General features: G+C 61.1%; 17 protein-coding genes and 1 pseudogene. 14 read left to right on the top strand and 4 right to left on the bottom strand.

Annotated features, from left to right (window positions below; translation table 11 throughout):
• Window positions 1-184: 184 nt before the first annotated feature.
• The 6 genes and pseudogenes from hemC (at window position 185) to rsd (ending at window position 5,698) form a co-directional block, all read left to right on the top strand.
• Window positions 185-1,126: a hydroxymethylbilane synthase gene (hemC, locus tag BW686_RS09780; protein WP_084916103.1), complete on the top strand. Its 942-nt coding sequence runs from the start codon at window positions 185-187 to the stop codon at window positions 1,124-1,126.
• The gene (locus BW686_RS09775) at window positions 1,123-1,899 is read left to right on the top strand and encodes a uroporphyrinogen-III synthase (RefSeq protein WP_084916102.1); all 777 of its coding nucleotides are present in this window, start codon (window positions 1,123-1,125) and stop codon (window positions 1,897-1,899) included. Before hemC ends, BW686_RS09775 begins: the two co-directional genes overlap by 4 nt.
• 50 nt (window positions 1,900-1,949) lie before the next feature.
• Window positions 1,950-3,071: pseudogene (locus BW686_RS09770) on the top strand (uroporphyrinogen-III C-methyltransferase).
• The gene (locus BW686_RS09765) at window positions 3,068-4,312 is read left to right on the top strand and encodes a heme biosynthesis protein HemY (protein WP_084916101.1); all 1,245 of its coding nucleotides are present in this window, start codon (window positions 3,068-3,070) and stop codon (window positions 4,310-4,312) included. The pseudogene BW686_RS09770 and the gene BW686_RS09765 overlap by 4 nt, the downstream one beginning before the upstream one ends.
• 216 nt (window positions 4,313-4,528) lie before the next feature.
• Window positions 4,529-5,056 (top strand): disulfide bond formation protein B, encoded by a 528-nt coding sequence (locus BW686_RS09760; protein ID WP_084916100.1) that lies wholly within the window; start codon window positions 4,529-4,531, stop codon window positions 5,054-5,056.
• A gap of 168 nt (window positions 5,057-5,224) precedes the next feature.
• A complete protein-coding gene (gene rsd / locus BW686_RS09750; protein WP_084916098.1) occupies window positions 5,225-5,698 on the top strand; it encodes a sigma D regulator in 474 nt (157 codons plus the stop codon).
• A 68-nt stretch (window positions 5,699-5,766) separates the two neighbouring features.
• Here rsd and BW686_RS09745 read toward each other — a convergent pair whose 3' ends face one another.
• Window positions 5,767-6,441: an FKBP-type peptidyl-prolyl cis-trans isomerase gene (locus BW686_RS09745; RefSeq protein ID WP_084916097.1), complete on the bottom strand. Its 675-nt coding sequence runs from the start codon at window positions 6,439-6,441 to the stop codon at window positions 5,767-5,769.
• Between the two features lie 216 nt (window positions 6,442-6,657).
• On the opposite strand from BW686_RS09745, the gene BW686_RS09735 reads away from it, so the two are divergent.
• Complete coding sequence (locus BW686_RS09735) at window positions 6,658-7,620, top strand: AlgP family protein (protein WP_084916095.1); 963 nt, start codon at window positions 6,658-6,660, stop codon at window positions 7,618-7,620.
• Here the strand turns inward: BW686_RS09735 and BW686_RS09730 are convergent.
• Window positions 7,617-8,105 carry a TIGR02444 family protein gene (locus BW686_RS09730; RefSeq protein WP_084916167.1) on the bottom strand — a complete coding sequence of 163 codons (489 nt, stop codon included), beginning with the start codon at window positions 8,103-8,105 and terminating at the stop codon, window positions 7,617-7,619. The genes BW686_RS09735 and BW686_RS09730 overlap by 4 nt on opposite strands.
• A gap of 46 nt (window positions 8,106-8,151) precedes the next feature.
• On the opposite strand from BW686_RS09730, the gene BW686_RS09725 reads away from it, so the two are divergent.
• From BW686_RS09725 to BW686_RS09700, 6 genes are all read left to right on the top strand, one after another.
• Window positions 8,152-10,062 (top strand): ATP-binding cassette domain-containing protein, encoded by a 1,911-nt coding sequence (locus BW686_RS09725; protein WP_084916094.1) that lies wholly within the window; start codon window positions 8,152-8,154, stop codon window positions 10,060-10,062.
• 16 nt (window positions 10,063-10,078) lie between these two features.
• Window positions 10,079-10,672 carry a mechanosensitive ion channel family protein gene (locus BW686_RS09720; RefSeq protein WP_084916093.1) on the top strand — a complete coding sequence of 198 codons (594 nt, stop codon included), beginning with the start codon at window positions 10,079-10,081 and terminating at the stop codon, window positions 10,670-10,672.
• Window positions 10,673-10,739: 67 nt separating this feature from the next.
• Window positions 10,740-11,372: a LysE family transporter gene (locus BW686_RS09715; protein ID WP_084916092.1), complete on the top strand. Its 633-nt coding sequence runs from the start codon at window positions 10,740-10,742 to the stop codon at window positions 11,370-11,372.
• Between the two features lie 180 nt (window positions 11,373-11,552).
• Window positions 11,553-13,451, top strand: coding sequence for an FTR1 family protein (locus BW686_RS09710; RefSeq protein ID WP_084916091.1), 1,899 nt, complete (start codon window positions 11,553-11,555; stop codon window positions 13,449-13,451).
• 213 nt (window positions 13,452-13,664) lie between these two features.
• Window positions 13,665-13,892 carry a hypothetical protein gene (locus tag BW686_RS09705; RefSeq protein WP_084916090.1) on the top strand — a complete coding sequence of 76 codons (228 nt, stop codon included), beginning with the start codon at window positions 13,665-13,667 and terminating at the stop codon, window positions 13,890-13,892.
• A gap of 78 nt (window positions 13,893-13,970) precedes the next feature.
• Window positions 13,971-14,297, top strand: coding sequence for a hypothetical protein (locus BW686_RS09700; RefSeq protein ID WP_084916089.1), 327 nt, complete (start codon window positions 13,971-13,973; stop codon window positions 14,295-14,297).
• A gap of 68 nt (window positions 14,298-14,365) precedes the next feature.
• Here BW686_RS09700 and BW686_RS09695 read toward each other — a convergent pair whose 3' ends face one another.
• The gene (locus BW686_RS09695) at window positions 14,366-14,653 is read right to left on the bottom strand and encodes a YheV family putative zinc ribbon protein (RefSeq protein WP_084916088.1); all 288 of its coding nucleotides are present in this window, start codon (window positions 14,651-14,653) and stop codon (window positions 14,366-14,368) included.
• Window positions 14,650-16,737: an oligopeptidase A gene (gene prlC, locus BW686_RS09690; protein ID WP_179149221.1), complete on the bottom strand. Its 2,088-nt coding sequence runs from the start codon at window positions 16,735-16,737 to the stop codon at window positions 14,650-14,652. The genes BW686_RS09695 and prlC overlap by 4 nt, the downstream gene beginning before the upstream one ends.
• Before the next feature lie 76 nt (window positions 16,738-16,813).
• On the opposite strand from prlC, the gene BW686_RS09685 reads away from it, so the two are divergent.
• The gene (locus BW686_RS09685) at window positions 16,814-17,359 is read left to right on the top strand and encodes a gamma carbonic anhydrase family protein (protein ID WP_084916086.1); all 546 of its coding nucleotides are present in this window, start codon (window positions 16,814-16,816) and stop codon (window positions 17,357-17,359) included.
• The last annotated feature ends 85 nt before the right edge of the window (window positions 17,360-17,444 follow it).

Raw genomic sequence — 17,444 nt, 5'->3', positions numbered from 1 at the left:
ATCGAACCCTCAGGTCTGTGTGTTTTTCCGGCCCCTCGGTCGTCTCTCCTCCTTGTGAGCCCCTTCAGCCACTGCCCGATTCGTTGATCGGCATCAGTGTGCTGATGCCCGTTTTCAGTCAACGCTGAAGCTGTCCCGGTTGAGCTGTTATTATCCGTCGCATCTACTCAGTACGGATTGTTCAATGTCCACTCGCGAAATCCGCATTGCCACTCGCCAAAGCGCGCTGGCGCTCTGGCAGGCCGAATACGTCAAGACCCGTCTGGAACAGGCCCACCCCGGCCTGCTCGTGACGCTGGTGCCGATGGTCAGCCGTGGCGACAAGCTGCTCGACTCACCCCTTTCGAAGATTGGCGGCAAGGGCCTGTTCGTCAAAGAGCTGGAAACAGCGCTGCTGGAGGACCGGGCCGACATCGCCGTTCACTCCATGAAAGACGTGCCGATGGACTTTCCCCAAGGGCTGGGCCTGTTCTGCATCTGCGAGCGTGAAGACCCGCGCGATGCATTTGTGTCCAATACCTTCGACAGCTTGCAGGCGCTGCCCGCCGGGAGTGTCGTCGGCACGTCCAGCCTGCGTCGCCAGGCCCAGCTGCTGGCGCGTCGCCCGGATCTGCAGATCCGCTTCCTGCGCGGCAACGTCAACACGCGCCTGGCCAAGCTGGATGCCGGTGAATACGACGCCATCATTCTCGCCGCCGCCGGCCTGATCCGCCTGGGCTTCGAAGACCGGGTCACGTCGGCGATCAGCGTTGAAGACAGCCTGCCCGCGGGTGGGCAGGGCGCAGTGGGCATCGAATGCCGCAGCGTCGATGCCGAAATCCATGCCTTGCTCGCGCCGCTGCATCACGAAGACACCGCTGTGCGGGTGATCGCCGAGCGCTCGCTGAACAAGCACCTCAACGGTGGCTGCCAGGTGCCGATTGCCTGCTACGCCGTTCTGGAAGGTGACGATGTCTGGTTGCGCGGGCTTGTGGGTGATCCTTCCGGCCGTGTGCTGCTGCACGCCGAGGCCCGCGCGCCCCAGACATCGGCCCAAGCGCTGGGCGTGGAAGTCGCCGAAGCCCTGTTGGCCCAAGGCGCCGCCGAAATCCTCAAGGCGGTCTACGGCGAGGCCAACAACGAATGAGTGCCTGGCGCCTGTTGCTGACCCGTCCTGCCGAGGAGTCGGCGGCACTGGCGACCGTGTTGGCCGAGGCCGGCATCTTCAGCAGCAGTCTGCCGTTGCTTGAAACCGAGCCGTTACCCTTGACGCCTGCACAGCGTTCGATCATTTTCGGCTTGCTCGATTATTGTGCAGTGATCGTGGTCAGCAAGCCTGCCGCGCGGATCGCCATCGAACTGATCGACGAAGTGTGGCCGCAACCGCCCATGCAGCCGTGGTTCAGCGTGGGTTCAGCGACGGGACAGATACTGATCGATTACGGCCTCGATGCGAGCTGGCCGGAGCAGGGCGATGACAGCGAAGCCTTGCTCGACCTGCCGCGCTTGCAGCAGGCGATTGCGGTGCCGGGAAGTCGCGTGCTGATCATGCGGGGTGATGAAGGGCGCGAGCTGTTGGCCGAACAATTACGCGCCCAAGGGACAGGGGTCGATTACCTGCCGCTGTACCGCCGCTACCTGCCACAACACGCGCCTGATGCGCTGACGCAGCGTGTGGCGGTGGAACGCTTGAACGGGCTGGTGGTCAGCAGTGGACAGGGTTTTGAACATTTGCTTCAACTGGCCGGTGATTCATGGCCGGACCTGGCCGATTTGCCGTTGTTTGTTCCGAGCCCCAGGGTTGCCGGCATTGCCCGTGCAGCGGGTGCCCGGACCGTTATTGATTGCCGTGGCGCCAGCGCCCCGGCATTGCTGGCAGCGTTGCGGGATCAACCCGGGCCTGCCGTCAAGGCGTATTGATCGACATCTGTCGTTTACGCTATTACGCCAACATGCAAAGGATGGGATACGTGAGCGAAACAGCCTTGCCTAAAGACGAAGAATCGGTATTGAAAACGCCTGCATCCACGCCTGATCCGGTGCGCGTCGAGCGGACCGGCGCCCGCAGCAGCGGGCTGGTCTTCCTGGCATTGCTGCTGGGCATCGCCGGTGTCGCCGTGGCGGGCTGGGGCGTCTGGCAACTGCGCATGTTGCAGGCCGGACACCAGCAACAGCGTGGGCAGGTTGAAGACATCGCCGAACAGACGCTGGTGCTGGCGCAGAATGACCAGCAGTTGAGCGCGCGTCTTGCGCAGCTCCCTCCTGCCGATCAACTGGAAGACAGCCGTCGTCTGGTCGCGCAGTTGCAGGGCGATCAGCAGCGCCTCAGTCAGCGCCTTGAAACCGTTCTGGGTGCCAGCCGCAAGGACTGGCGTCTGGCCGAGGCCGAGCACTTGCTGCGTCTGGCCAGCCTGCGTCTTTCGGCGTTGCAAGACATCAACAGCGCCAAGGCGCTGGTCCAAGGCGCCGATGAAATTCTGCGCGAACAGGATGATCCGGGCTCTTTCGCCGCCCGCGAGCAACTGGCCAAGAGCCTGGCCGCCTTGCACAGCATCGAACAGCCGGACCGCACCGGGCTGTTCCTGCAACTCGCCGCCTTGCGCGATCAGGTTGCACAGCTCAACAAGCTGGCCCCCGAGTATGAAGACAAGGGCGAGTCGCTTCTGGGCCTGACGTCGGACAAAGCCGAGCAAAGCCGCTGGTCGCAGTGGTGGGACCAGATTTCCCACTATTTCCGTGTTGATTTCAACGCCGACAAGGACATCCGTCCGATATTGGCAGGGCAGAGTCTGGCGCAGGTTCGTCTGGCGCTGAGCCTGGCGCTAGAGCAAGCGTAATTGTTTGAGGATACGGCCACCACCGAGGTCTACACAAAGGCCATCACCGAAGCACAGAGCGTTCTGAAAGCCAATTTCGACCAGGATGATCCGCAGGGCAAGGCACTCGGCCAAGGGCTTGACGCACTGGCCAACCAGCCGGTGTCGGTCAAGACCCCTGATCTGGCGCCGAGCCTGAGCGCAGTGCAGGCTTACCTCGAACGCCGTCATGCCGCCGGCAAACCAGCCGAGGCGCAGCAAGGGGCCAGCCGATGAAGCGCCTCTATGTGCTGTTGTTTATCGCCATCGTCGCCGCAGCGCTGATTGGTGTCGCCGTCGCCGAGCATTCCGGCTACGTGCTGATCGCGTATCAGAACTTCCGCTACGAATCGAGCCTGTGGGCAACGCTCGCGCTGCTGGTCGCTGTGCTGCTGGTGTTAGCCGCCATCAGGCTGCTGATCACGCTGTTGACGACCTCGGGACGCGTGGTCAACCCGTGGTCGCGCCGCAACCGCAGCCGCCGTGTGCAGTTGGCCATCGAGCAGGGTCAGATGGACCTGGCTGAAGGCCGCTGGAGCAGCGCACAGCGTCATCTGCAACGTGCGGCCGAAGCCGACGCTCACCCGTTGCTCTACTACATTGGTGCTGCACGCGCCGCCAACGAGCAGGGTCGCTACGAAGACTGCGACGCGCTGCTGGAGCGCGCGCTGGAGCGCCAGCCACAAGCCGAGCTGGCCATCGCCTTGAACCACGCCCAGTTGCAGCAGGACCGTGGCGACACCGATGGCGCACTCACCACGCTGCAAGCGATGCATGAGCGTCATCCGCATAACCCTCAGGTCTTGCGCCAGTTGCAGCGCCTGTACCAGCAACGCGGCGACTGGTCCGATCTGATCCGCCTGATGCCGGAGCTGCGCAAGGACAAGGTCCTGCCGCCCAAGGAACTGGCCGAGCTGGAGCGCCGTGCCTGGGGTGAAAACCTCACGCTTGCCGCTTACCGCGATGAAAGTGAAGGTGCGCTAACGGGCCTGCCCTCGCTGGAGAAAGCCTGGCAAGGGCTCAGCTCCGCGCAGCGTCAGGAGCCGCAACTGGTGCAGGCGTATGCCGACCAATTGCGCCGTCTGGGCGCTGAGGCTCAGGCTGAAGAGGTGCTTCGCGCCGCACTCAAGCGTGAGTATCACAGCCATCTGGCGCGATTGTACGGGCTAGTGCGTGGCGGCGATCCGTTGAAACAATTGCAGGTCGCGGAAGGTTGGCTCAAGCATCACCCTGCCGATCCAAGCCTGCTGCTGAGCCTGGGCCGCATTTGTCTGCAAGGCAGGCTGTGGGGCAAAGCGAGGGATTATCTGGAGAGCAGCCTGCGCCTGGAACGAAACCCCGAAACCTGCGCAGAGCTGGCTCGTCTGCTGGCGCAACTGGGTGAGACGGATCGCAGCAATAAACTGTTTCAGGAAGGCTTGGGCCTGCTCGATGAACGCCTTCTTTCACGACCCTTGCCGACACTGACCAAGGCATAGACGCGCCCGAGAGCCCTGCCCAAGGGCTCTTTGCGCAGGCCCTTTAACGGGTATAAATCAGTGCGTAGGAATCGTCCTACGCATATGAGTAAAAGAACCGCATTGCAGCACTATTGTTTTCCTCAATAAACAGCGACGCATCCGTACGCCGCCACCTTGAAAGCTTCGCGCCCTTTCCTCTACCGTAATCGCCTCGTCCTTTGTTACGGATTTGCCATGTATCTGGCTCGCTCACGCTTCCTGTTTTTCCTGGCATCTCTGGTATGTGCGTTGATCGTCGGTGCTGCACTTTGTCTCCAGCAAAACTTTGGCCTTGAACCCTGCGTCCTCTGCATCGTGCAGCGGGCCGTTTTTGTCGCCTGCGGGCTGCTGGCGCTGGCAGCGGCCTGCCACGCGCCCGGACGCAAAGGCTGGCGTCGCTACAGCCTGGGGCTGTTGCTGATCGCCCTCACGGGAGCGGGCACGGCGGGCGCCCAGGTCTGGCTGCAAACCGCGTCAGCCGATCAGTTGATCCCGTTCATTGCCCGACTGGAGTATGTGCTGGGCCTGCTGTCTCTGGACACCTGCGTTGACCGTCTGCGGCACGACGCCATGCTCTGCGCCGAAGTCACCTGGTCATTGTTCGGAATCAGTCTGCCCGAGTGGAGCCTGCTCGCTTTCACAGGCTTGGTCCTGCTGCCTTTGTACCCTCTTTTCAGCGAATTCAGTCACTCGCTGACGGCCCACCGTCGGGGCGAACATTAAACGCTTGTATGAACTTTATCTCCTGCGTACCTTGATGGGCTTGTCGAGCGGGCATAATCTGAGCCGCACGCGTCACTGGAAATCTGCTGTCCTGACGCTCCAATCAGGTTGAAACCTGAGCACAGGCTGGTACAGGACTGCACGCCCCTGAAGGGAAGAGAGAAGACCATGCTGGAAAGTTGTCAGAATGCGCAGGAACGCTGGGGCGGGGTCAATAAGCTGATTGATCGCTGGCTACAAAGCCGCCTCGAACTGATCGAGGCCTACGACGCTCTGGGGGACACCCCCGAAGCACTCGCAGCCGATCGTGAAGGCCTGCAGAATTTCTGCGGCATTCTGGTCGACTATGTTTCGGCCGGGCACTTTGAAGTCTATGAACAGCTGGGTGACGAAGCCAGAGCCTTCAACGACGAGCGCGGGCTTGAGCTGGCGGACACGATCTACCCCCGCCTGGACGTCATCACCAAGTTCGCGTTGACGTTCAACGACCGCTGCGACAAGGGCGATTGCTCGGACGCCGCCGTCGTGGCCAAGGAGTTCAACCAGTTGGGCCGCCTGCTGCACGAGCGCTTCGAACTCGAAGACTGCCTGATCGAAGTGCTGCACACGTCCCACAAAGAAGAGATCGCCGCACAGGTCTGAATCGTCAAGCTGCAATCGCCAAGGGTGCTTTCGCACCCTTTTGCGTTTCTGGACGTCCGGTCACCCGATCACTGCGAAACCGCGATCAGCTCGATTTCGAACACCAGAGGCGTGAACGGGTCGATCAGGTCACCTGCGCCCTCGGCGCCATAAGCCTGATCCGACGGTATGACCAACCGCCACTTGGCGCCGGTCGGCATATTCTGCAGGGCGCTGGTCCAGCCGCTGATCACGCTGTCGAGCCTGAACCACTGCGGCTGGGTGCTCTGATCGAAGATCGTGCCATCCGGCAGGCGGCCGACATAACGCACTTCGACCCGCCCGTTCACATCAGGCTTGGGGCCTGTGCCCGGCGTCAGCTCGGTCATGAGAATGCCATCGGCCAATACCTTAACGCCCGGCTTGGCTTTCTCGCTCTCCATGAAACGACGCTCCGCTCCCAAGGCGGCTTCAGTGGGCGCGTCGGTGCCTGCGGTCTCGGCTTGCGCCACCGCGGCATCATGTTCGCGCAGGATCTGGTCGATGCGCTCTTGCTTGAGCGCCAGCGGCTTGCCTTGATAGGCCTGCTTCAGGCCCTCCACCAGCGCCTTGAGATCAAGGTCAGGCACTTCCTGATGCAACCGTTCGCCAAGACTGGCTCCCAGGCTGTATGCAAGATCGTGGCTGTCATTGGCCGGTGGCGCTTCGGCGGCCTGGGCCAGGGGTAGCAAGAGGAACAACGACGTTAACAGGTAGCGCGACATTAATGCTCTCCGGCCTGGGAAGTCAGCGATTATGCCAGCGCCAGGGCGTGTAGTGACGAGTGTTGCGAAGTGAATTTCACAATGCCTGCGCATCGCATCGGGCAATCATTTTTTGCAGTATGCAACAGCGCCCCGTTAGTGGTGTCAAGATGCCCTAGCGGCGATGCGCGCAGAAGCCTAGTATGAGCCGCAATTTCGTCACCCAGGAGGTAAGTCATGTCGGCCAAAAAGAAGCCAGTAAATACTCCGTTGCATTTGCTCCAACAATTATCGGGCAGCTTGCTTGAACATCTGGAAGACGCCTGCTCCCAAGCCTTGGCTGATGCCGAGAAACTGCTCGCCAAGCTTGAGAAACAACGCGGCAAGGCGCAGGAAAAACTGCACAACTCCCGCATCAAGTTGCAGGACGCTGCCACCGCCGGAAAATCCAAGGCACAGACAAAGGCCAAAGACGCCGTGTCTGAGCTGGAAGAACTGCTCGATGCGCTCAAAGAGCGCCAGACTGAAACCCGCACTTACATTCTGCACCTCAAGCGCGATGCTCAAGAGAGCCTCAAGCTGGCACAGGGTATTGGTCGCGTGAAAGAAGCCGTCGGTAAAATCCTGACCACTCGCAATGCCAAGCCTGCTGCGCCGAAAGTCGCTGCCAAGGCACCGGCTGCAAAAGCTCCGGCAAAAACACCGGCCCGGGCAGTTGCCAAGGCTCCCGCTAAAACCGCGGCGGCCAAAGCCGCTGCCAAGCCTTCGGCTGTTGCCAAGCCGGCTGCCAAACCAGCAGCGGCCAAGGCGCCCGTGAAAGCAGCTGCCAAGCCGGCTACCCGTTCAACGGCAGCCGCCAAGCCGGCCGCTGCTAAAACAACGGTCGCCAAGCCGGTTGCAGCCAAACCGACTGCCGCCAAACCGGCTGCAAAAAGCACCGCGAGCAAAGCGCCTGCCGCCAGGACTACCGCAAGCACCGCTGCCAAACCAGCCGCCGCCAAGCCTGCTGCAAAAGCACCCGCCAAAGCGCCGGTGAAAGCACCCGCTAAAGCCGCAGCCAAACCCGCTGCCAAGCCTGCTGCAGTAAAATCGGCGGCACCCGCTGCCAAGCCGACAGCCGCACCGGCTGCTCCAGCCGCTGCTCCAGCCGCTGCACCGGCAAAGCCTGCCGACAGCGCCACGCCAACCAGCGCTTCCTAAGCCTGGTCGTCGGAACGCCCCACCGCGATGCGCAGCACATGCAGCGCATCGCGGTTTTCTTCTGTACTCCCGCCTGCACTCGCATCGACAAGCCCGATCAGCCACTCCTCCGCATCCCTTGCCTCGCCAGCGGGCCAGTCTCCTGCCAGCGCCTCAAGCTTGAGCATCAGATGCTGCTCGGCCTCCAGTTCCAGCGCCTTGACCTTCGCCCGCAACCCGCCAAGCGCAGCATCTTTGAGTGCCGGATTTCGCCACTGGCTACGCAAATCCCGTAGCGGACGCACCACCTCATCATGCCAAGGCGTCGCCAATTGCCTTATTTGTGTCAATCGCTGCGCCGTGCAGGCCACTTCGCGCGTGCCCAGCCAGACGCCACAAAGCACCATGCACACGTTGCCCCCGTTGGCTTGCAGCGTCAGACAAGCCTGTTCTACACCCGGTCGGGCATAGAAATCGAGGGTGAAACTCCAGAGCGCTGAAGGCATAGTGATCCACCTGTTCAGGACGAAGCTGGTAGACTCCGCCGCCATTATGATTCGACTTCAAAGCCTTACCTTACAGCGTGGTCCGCAACGTCTGCTAGAAGACGCCGAGCTGACCCTGCACGCCGGCCATAAAGCCGGCCTGATCGGCGCCAATGGTGCCGGTAAATCCAGCCTGTTTGCCTTGCTGCGCGGAGAGCTGACGCCCGACGCTGGCGACTGCCTGCTGCCCGCCGACTGGCGCATCGCGCACATGCGCCAGGAAGTCGATACCCTCGAACGTCTGGCCGTGGACTACGTGCTTGATGGCGACGAGCGCCTGCGCGAAGTGCAGCGTTCGCTGGCCGAAGCGGAAGCGGCCCAGGACGGTGCCGCTCAGGCGCGTCTGCATTCGGAGCTCGACAGTGCCGACGGCTACACCGCCGATGCCCGCGCCCGCAAACTGCTGGCCGGATTGGGGTTCACAAACGAGCAAATGGAGCGTCAGGTCGGCAGTTTCTCCGGTGGCTGGCGGATGCGCCTGAACCTGGCGCAGGCGCTGATGTGCCCTTCAGACCTGCTGCTGCTCGACGAACCGACCAACCACTTGGACCTCGACGCCATTTTGTGGCTTGAGGACTGGCTCAAGAGTTACCCCGGCACCTTGCTGCTGATTTCCCACGACCGGGATTTTCTCGATGCCGTGGTCGATCACATCGCGCACGTCGAACAGCGCAAGATCACCCTGTATCGCGGCGGCTACAGCGCATTCGAACGTGCCCGCGCCGAACGTCTGGCACAGCAGCAACAGGCCTACGAGAAGCAGCAGGTGCAACGCGCGCACATGGAAAAATACATCGCGCGCTTCAAGGCACAGGCGACCAAGGCCCGTCAGGCCCAGAGCCGCATAAAGGCGCTGGAGCGCATGGAGGAGCTGTCCGCCGCGCATGTCGACTCGCCGTTCAACTTCGTCTTCCGTGAGTCCGACAAGATCTCCAGCCCGTTGCTGGACCTCTCTGACGCGCGTCTGGGCTACGGCGACAAGACCGTCCTCGAGAAGGTCAAGCTGCAACTGACACCGGGCGCGCGCATCGGCTTGCTGGGCCCCAACGGGGCGGGCAAATCGACACTGATCAAAAACCTGGCGGGCGAGCTTGAGCCGCAGAGTGGCCGGCTGGTGCGTGGCGAAAACCTCACCGTCGGCTACTTTGCCCAGCATCAGCTCGATTCACTGGATGCCAAGGCGACGCCTTTGCTGCACTTGCAGCGTCTTGCGCCGACCGAACGCGAACAGACCCTGCGCGACTTCCTCGGCGGCTTCGACTTCCGTGGCGCGCGTCTGGACGAGCCAGTGCTGAATTTCTCCGGCGGCGAAAAAGCGCGGCTGGCGCTGGCACTGATCGCCTGGGAAAAACCCAACCTGTTGCTGCTCGACGAACCGACCAACCACCTGGACCTGGAGATGCGTCTGGCGCTGACCATGGCCCTGCAGGAATTCGGCGGCGCGGTGTTGGTGGTGTCCCACGATCGGCATTTGCTCAAGAGCACCACCGACGACTTCCTGCTGGTGGCCGACGGTCGTGTGCAGGACTTCGATGGCGATCTGGACGACTACACGCGCTGGCTGGCGGACTACCGTCTGCGAAACGCACCGGTCAGCAACACACCGGTCAATGCCGACAAGACCGACAAAAAGGCTCAGCGTCAGCAGGCAGCGGCCTTGCGTCAGCAACTGGCCCCGCACAAGCGTGAAGCCGACAAGCTGGAACGCGACCTGGGGACCGTGAATGAAAAGCTCGCCAAGGTCGAAGAAGCGCTGGCTGACAGCACCAACTACGACGCTGCCAACAAAGACAAGCTGCGCGATCTGCTGGCCGAGCAGGCTAAGTTGAAGGTGCGTGAGTCCGAGCTTGAGGACGCGTGGATGCAAGCCCTCGAGTTGCTTGAGTCCATGCAGGCCGAACTGGAAGCGCTGTCGTGATCAAGGCAGGGATGTGATGGAAGTATTGGGTTTGCCGATATCCGCCTACTGGATAGAACCGCTGTTGATCGGCGTGCAGATTTTCCTGATCCTGCTGGCCGGGTATGTGTTGCAACGGGTGGTGGGTGGCTTTCTGACCGGGCTGGGCGAACGCTATCCGCTGCCGCCGGAGCTGCTGGTGCCGGTACGTGGCGGTCTGCGCTGGCTGATCATGGGCAGCGCTTTCGTCTTCGTGCTGGGCAGGCTGGGCGTTTCGGCCACGGTGCTGTGGACGGCGCTGTCCGGCTTCGTCGCCGTGGCGGCAGTGGCGTTCTTTGCAATGTGGAGCGTGTTGTCGAACCTGCTCTGCGCGATTCTGATCTTCACCATCGGCCCGTTTCGCATCGGCGACATGGTCGAGCTGGTCGACACACTGGACAAGCCTGGTGTGAAGGGCAGGGTGGTCGCCATCAACCTGATGTTCACCACCCTCATCGAGACCGCAGAAGCGGGCGGCGCACTGGTTCAGGTGCCCAATAGTCAGTTCTTCCAGAAATCAGTGCGTCGCTGGCGCGGCAGTGATCTGTTCCCGCAGATGGTGGTTGCAAAACAGCCTGACGAGCAAGATTAGAAATCATTGGCTTTGCGAAACAACACGCATTAATTTATCGAGCATTCGACTTTGTCTGAGGTGCGCGATGGCGCTTGAAACGTGGCTGGGCTTTTTCGCAGCCTGCTGGATTATCAGCCTGTCCCCTGGCGCCGGCGCCATCGCTTCCATGTCCTGCGGCCTGCAATACGGCTTCTGGCGCGGCTACTGGAACGCCCTGGGCCTGCAGATCGCACTGGTCGCGCAGATTGCAATTGTCGCCGCCGGGCTGGGCGCGGTACTCGCGGCCTCCGAAATGGCGTTCACGCTGATCAAGTGGTTCGGCGTTGCCTACCTGATCTATCTGGGCATCAAACAGTGGCGCGCTCTGCCCGCTGACCTTGCCGACGAATCTGCCGTTCGCCCCGTCAGCAAACCGATGAAGCTGGTCATGCGCGGTTTTCTGGTCAACATCAGCAACCCCAAGGCCCTGATCTTCATGCTGGCGATCCTGCCGCAGTTCATCGACCCGGCGGCGCCGCTGTTGGCGCAGTACGTCATCATTGCGGCAACCATGGTTGCGGTCGACCTTACCGTCATGGCGGGCTATACCGGGCTGGCGTCGAAAGTGCTGCGCCTGCTGAAGACACCTCGCCAACAGCGTCGTCTGAATCGCACGTTTGCCAGCCTGTTCGTGGGCGCGGCCGGTTTTATCGCCACGTTGCACCGCAGCACGACCTGAGCCCGACCCAGGCTGGCTATCCTGACGCGCAAGATCACCTGAAACAGGGCATGGCGCACTGTTTCAGGCAGGCATCCCGCCTTGATGTAAAATTCAGTAACAAAAACGTCTCCCGACTCTTGAGTAGCGCCCCTGCGAAGTTAACAATGCATCGCATCGCATTCCTGTCGAGATTCCGCAATGCCCCTCCGCTCTCACTTCCTTGCCTGGCTGCTGGCACCGCTACTGACGCTGTGCAGCCTCGGCGTACTGGCCGACCCTGTCGAAGGCGCAGCCCAGGCGCTGCATCTGCTGGATTACCTCAGCGCTGATTACCCGGCGACCGTGGTAGAGGGCAAGGTTGTGGCCGAGACCCCGTATCAGCAGCAGGCAGACAACCTGACCACGTTGCAGGCGCTGATTCTGACGCTGCCGCAGCGTGCCGAGCGCGCAGGACTGGAGCAGGGCGTTGCGGAGCTGACAAGGGCAGTCGCCGGGAAACAAGACGGCGCACAAGTCGCCCGACAGGCCCGGCAACTGGCCGCAAAACTGGCCCTTGCCTACGAAGTCAGCCAGGCCCCCGCCATTACCCCTGACCCTGCCCGTGGCGCGCCGTTGTATGCGCAACACTGCTCGGTCTGTCACGGTGATACAGGTGTCGGTGACGGCCCCGCAGGTATCGGTCTGGAACCAGCACCTTCGAACCTGCGCGACACGGCGCGTCTGGACCGCCTGAGCCTTTACGACCTCTACAGCTCGCTGGGGCTGGGGATTGCCGGCACTGATATGCCGGCGTTTGCCGATCAACTGGACGACCGCCAGCGCTGGGACATTGCCACTTATATCGCCAGCTTCAGCGCACAACCGGTCACCAGCGCCACCAAGACCTTCAACCTCGCCGACCTCGCTCGTCAGACACCGGCAGAAGTACTGACAGCTGAAGGCCCGGACGCCGCCGCGACCTTCCGCGTCCAACGCGCACAGCCGCCTCAAGTGCAGCGCGGTCCGGCGCAACTGCTCGATTACACCAGTGTCACGCTGGACAAGAGCCTGGCTGCCTATCAGGCCGGTGATCGCGAACAAGCTTACGATTTGTCGGTGGCGGCGTATCTGGAAGGCTTCGAACTGGTCGAAAGCTCGCTGGACAACGTCGACGCCAACGTTCGCAAAGACACTGAAAAGAGCCTGATGGCTTATCGTCAGTCGCTGCAGGACAGCCTGCCGCTGCCGCAGGTTGTGCAAAAACTGGAAATCGCCAAATCCAGACTCAAGGAATCGGCGGGGCTGCTGGGCAACGATGGCTTGAGCCTGTCGCTGAGCTATATCTCGGGCCTGTTGATCCTGCTGCGCGAAGGGCTGGAAGCGATTCTTGTGCTGGCAGCAATTCTGGCGTTCCTGCGCAACACCGGGCAACAGTCTGCGGTGCGCAGCGTCAATGTGGGCTGGGGATTGGCATTGCTGGCCGGCCTGGGCACCTGGGCGCTGGCGGCTTACGTCATCGACGTCAGCGGTGCGCAACGTGAGTTGCTGGAGGGTGCCACGGCGTTGTTTGCCAGCGTCATGGTGCTCTGGCTCGGCGTGTGGATGCACGACCGTCGCCACGCCGCCGCGTGGCAGGATTACGTCAAAAGCAGTCTGGTCGGCGGCGGTGGCCGGTTCGGGTTCGCGGTGCTGGCGTTCTTCTCGGTGTACCGCGAGCTGTTTGAAGTCATCCTGTTTTACGAAACCCTGTGGCTGCAGGCCGGGCCAGCCGGACACGATGCGGTGCTGGCGGGCGGCGCCACAGCGCTGGTGCTGCTGGTGGGCCTGGCATGGGTCATCCTGCGCGGTTCAGCGAAACTGCCGCTGTCGATGTTCTTTGGCATCAACGCTGCGCTGCTGTGTGCGCTGTCAGTGGTGTTCGCCGGCCACGGCGTCAAGGCGCTGCAAGAGGCGGGCATATTCGGCACACGGCCAGTGCCGTTCTTCGAGTTTGACTGGCTGGGTATCCATGCCGACCTGTACTCACTTGGCGCGCAGGCCATCGCCCTGACCGCCATTGCGGTGCTGTATGGCCGAAGCCGTCTGGCCGACAAACGCAGGCTCCAGACAACAGACTGATACTGCACACGTGTTCAAGGACAAGCGGCGCCCGCCGCTTGTTCTGACTGTATGTTTAAGTGCTATTAAAGCCGCTTCTTAGATACGTCCCTCCCTGTATAAAAAACCACCTGTTAGTTCTGTCAGTAGACGCACTTTTTCTTCAGGCCTAGTGTAGCGAAACGCCAACTCGGCTACCGGGTACTGGCGCATTTACCTGAGAGCGAGGTGGTGATGGCCAAGCACGAGATACGGTTGTGGGCTGAAGATATTGAGGAATATGACCATCCTGACATCGCCATTGAGTTTTATAAGGACGACAAACTAGAAAAGCAAACCTGGGTAAGACTCTACCCTCATCGCATTAAGCCGCTGTTCGGTAATCTGGACCAGGATGAAAGACTCCTGACCATTCTGGTAATGGCGTTCAGAAAGAAGGTGTATGAGCTGGCGGACCTGTAAAGCCTTTAAGAACGCAACATAACTCATGCCTAACGCCACGCTGGGCGACGGGCATCACATTATAAAGAGGGTGAGTATATGGCCACTTACGAAGTTAGAATGTATTACAGCGACGTTGATGTCGTCGAAGACGCAAAGGTCATTCCCGAGGTGCTGGTCGAGTTTTGGAACCCTCGAAAAAAAGTCTCCACCACCTATAAACTTCCGGGCCTGGAGATTGTGGTTAAGCAAAAAGGGGAGGCCGACTTTACCACGTATCTGACGACCCCAAAAAAAGGCGCATATTACGACAACGTCAAGGTCTCCACCGATGTTGACCGTGTCAAAGGTTTCAGTGAACACGATGATGAATTGTTGATCAATCTCGTCAATGCGTTTGCAAAATTGAACCTCTCCATCAAATAAGAGCACGGCAACGTTTGCCAGCACAAGGGACTCCTGACAAGGGTCCCTGCACCTTCATGTAGCCGGATTCACTCCAGATCCACCGGCTTCTTCAACTTCGGATTCGGAAAGAACTGCACGCCCTGTACCTTGGGATCCGCCGGTTTGACCGCCGCCTTGTTGACCCGCGTACCCAACTCTTTCGGAATCGACAGCCCCTGTGCATTGAGCGTATCGCTGTAGCCGCAGCCGACGCATTCGCGGTGCGGCACGTCGTCTTCGCTCCACATCATCAGTTTGTCAGGCTCGCTGCACGCCGGGCAGACCGCCCCGGCGATAAAGCGTTTTTTGGTCACCACTGCCGGTGCATCGGTCATGCTGCCGCATCCTCACTCAAGCCGCTGTGACGCAACAATGCGTCAATCGATGGCTCGCGTCCGCGGAAGTCGACGAACAGCACCATCGGCGCCTGTGAACCGCCCCGCGCCAGAATGGCTTCGCGGAACGCGCGGCCGGTTTCAGCGTTGAGCACGCCGTCTTCTTCAAACTTCGAAAACGCATCGGCAGACAGCACTTCGGCCCACTTGTAGCTGTAGTAACCGGCTGCATAACCGCCAGCGAAGATGTGCGCAAAGCTGTTCGGGAAACGATTGTAGGCAGGCGGGCGCATCACCGACACTTCATCACGAACGCCTTCCAGCACGTCAAGCACGCTGCGGCCATCACCATGAGTCGCATGCAGCTCGAAGTCGAACAGCGAGAACTCGAGCTGACGCACCATCATCAGGCCGGACTGGAAGTTTTTGGCCGCGAGCATCTTCTCCAGCAAGTCCTGAGGCAGCGGCTCACCGGTTTCGTAATGACCGGAGATCAGCGCCAGGCCTTCAGGCTCCCAGCACCAGTTTTCCATGAACTGGCTCGGCAACTCGACCGCGTCCCAGGCCACGCCATTGATACCGGACACACCGGCATGCTCGACGCGGGTCAGCAGGTGATGCAGGCCGTGACCAAACTCGTGGAACAGGGTAGTGACTTCATCGTGAGTCAGCAGCGCAGGCTTACCGGCAACAGCCGGCGTGAAGTTGCACACCAGATTGGCCACCGGGCTTTGCAGCGTGCCCTCAGCCGTGCGGCGACGGTCACGAGCGCCGTCCATCCACGCACCGCCACGCTTGTTGGCGCGCGCGTACAGGTCGAAGAAGAAGCGCCCGACATGCTGGCCGTTCTCCTTGATCTCGAACAGACGAACGTCCGGGTGCCAAGTGTCGAAGCCTTTCTGCTCGGCGATCTCGATGCCATACAGACGCTGGACGATAGCGAACAGGCCGCCGAGGACTTTATCGACAGGGAAGTAGGCGCGCAGCATTTCCTGAGAAACGCTGTAGCGCTGCTCGCGCAACTTCTCGCCGTAGAAACCGCTGTCCCAGCTTTGCAAATCCGGGCAGCCCTGTTCGGCAGCATAAGCCTTGAGCTGCTCAAGGTCCTGAGCGGCGAACGGTTTGCTGCGCTTGGCCAGGTCACGCAGGAAGCTCAGCACCTGATCGCTGGACTCGGCCATTTTGGTCGCCAGACTCAACTCGGCGAAGTTCGCGTAGCCCAGCAACTGCGCCAGCTCCTGACGCAGGTCGAGAATCTGCTCCATGACCGGCGTGTTGTCGTTCTTGCCAGCCTCAGGGCCTTGATCCGAGGCACGGGTGCAGTACGCCGCGTAGACTTCTTCGCGCAGCGCACGGTCTTCGGCGTAGGTCATCACCGCGTAATAGCTCGGGAATTCCAGGGTGATCAGATAGCCTTCAAGGCCTTTGGCCTTGGCGGCAGCGGCCATTTGTTGTTTGGCAGAGTCGGTCAGGCCGGCGAGGGCGGATTCGTCAGCGACCAGCTTGGTCCAGGCCTGAGTAGCATCAAGCAGCTGATTGGAGAACTGGCTGCCCAGCTCCGACAGCTTGCTTTGCACCTCGGCGTAACGCTTCTGCTGCTCGGGCGGCAGATCGATACCGGACAAACGGAAGTCACGCAGCGCCTGCTCCAGAATGGTCTTCTGGCCGACGTCAAAACCAGCCGCTTCAGGGCCGTTGGCCAGCGCTTCGTACGCCTGGAACAACTCACGATTCTGGCCCATCTCGGTGGAGTAGGCGCTCAGTGCAGGCAGGCAAGACTCGTAGGCCTCGCGCAGTTCTGCGCTGTTGCACACGGCATTCAGGTGGCTGACCGGACTCCATGCCGCGCCCAGGCGGTCATTCAATTCGTCCATCGTCAGCACCAGCCCGGCCCAGGTGGGTGTCGAACCCTGTTTGGCGAGGATGTCGGCAATCGCGGCACGGTTGTCGGCCAGGATTTTTTCAATAGCGGGTTTGACATGTTCGGCACGAATCGCCGAAAAGGGTGGCAGGTCGTACGATTGCAGAAGAGGGTTGTTCGCGCTCACGGTTTTGCACCTTGCCTGGAAGAAACACCCAGCCATCTTAATTACAATCGACGCCGACCGCAGCAACCAAACCCGCTCTGTACGCCTATCACTGCCAAAGAAGGAGCCTATCGTGGCCATTCGCAAGTTTCAGGACCACACCCCAGCCCTCGGCGAACGGGCTTTTGTCGACCATTCGGCAATCGTCATCGGCGACGTCGAAATCGGTGCCGACAGCTCCGTCTGGCCGCTGACCGTCGTGCGCGGCGACATGCACCGCATCCGCATTGGCGCACGCACCAGCGTGCAGGACGGCAGCGTGCTGCACATCACCCACGCCGGCCCCTTCAACCCGGACGGCTTCCCCTTGTTGATCGGCGACGAAGTGACCATTGGCCACAAATCGATGCTGCACGGCTGCACCCTCGGCAACCGCATCCTGGTCGGCATGGGCACCACCATCATGGACGGCGCCGTGGTGGAAGACGAAGTCATCATCGGCGCAGGCAGCCTGGTGCCACCGGGCAAAGTGCTGGAAAGCGGCTTTTTGTATGTCGGCAGGCCGGTCAAACAGGTGCGCGCACTCACCGAAAAGGAAATCGCCTTCTTCCCGTACAGCGCCACTAATTACGTAAAGCTCAAGGACCAACACCTGGCTGAGGGGTTTGATAAGGCCTGACTATCGTTCCTGTTATACATAGGTCCGCTTTTGATTCTGGCCGAAGGCCGTGGGAGCGAACTTGCTCGCGAAGAGGGCGGTTCAA

Origin of the sequence: Pseudomonas syringae, from assembly GCF_002157375.1 — a bacterium.
Classification (GTDB): Bacteria; Pseudomonadota; Gammaproteobacteria; order Pseudomonadales; family Pseudomonadaceae; genus Aquipseudomonas; species Aquipseudomonas syringae_T.
This window is presented reverse-complemented; position numbering and strand designations above follow the sequence as displayed.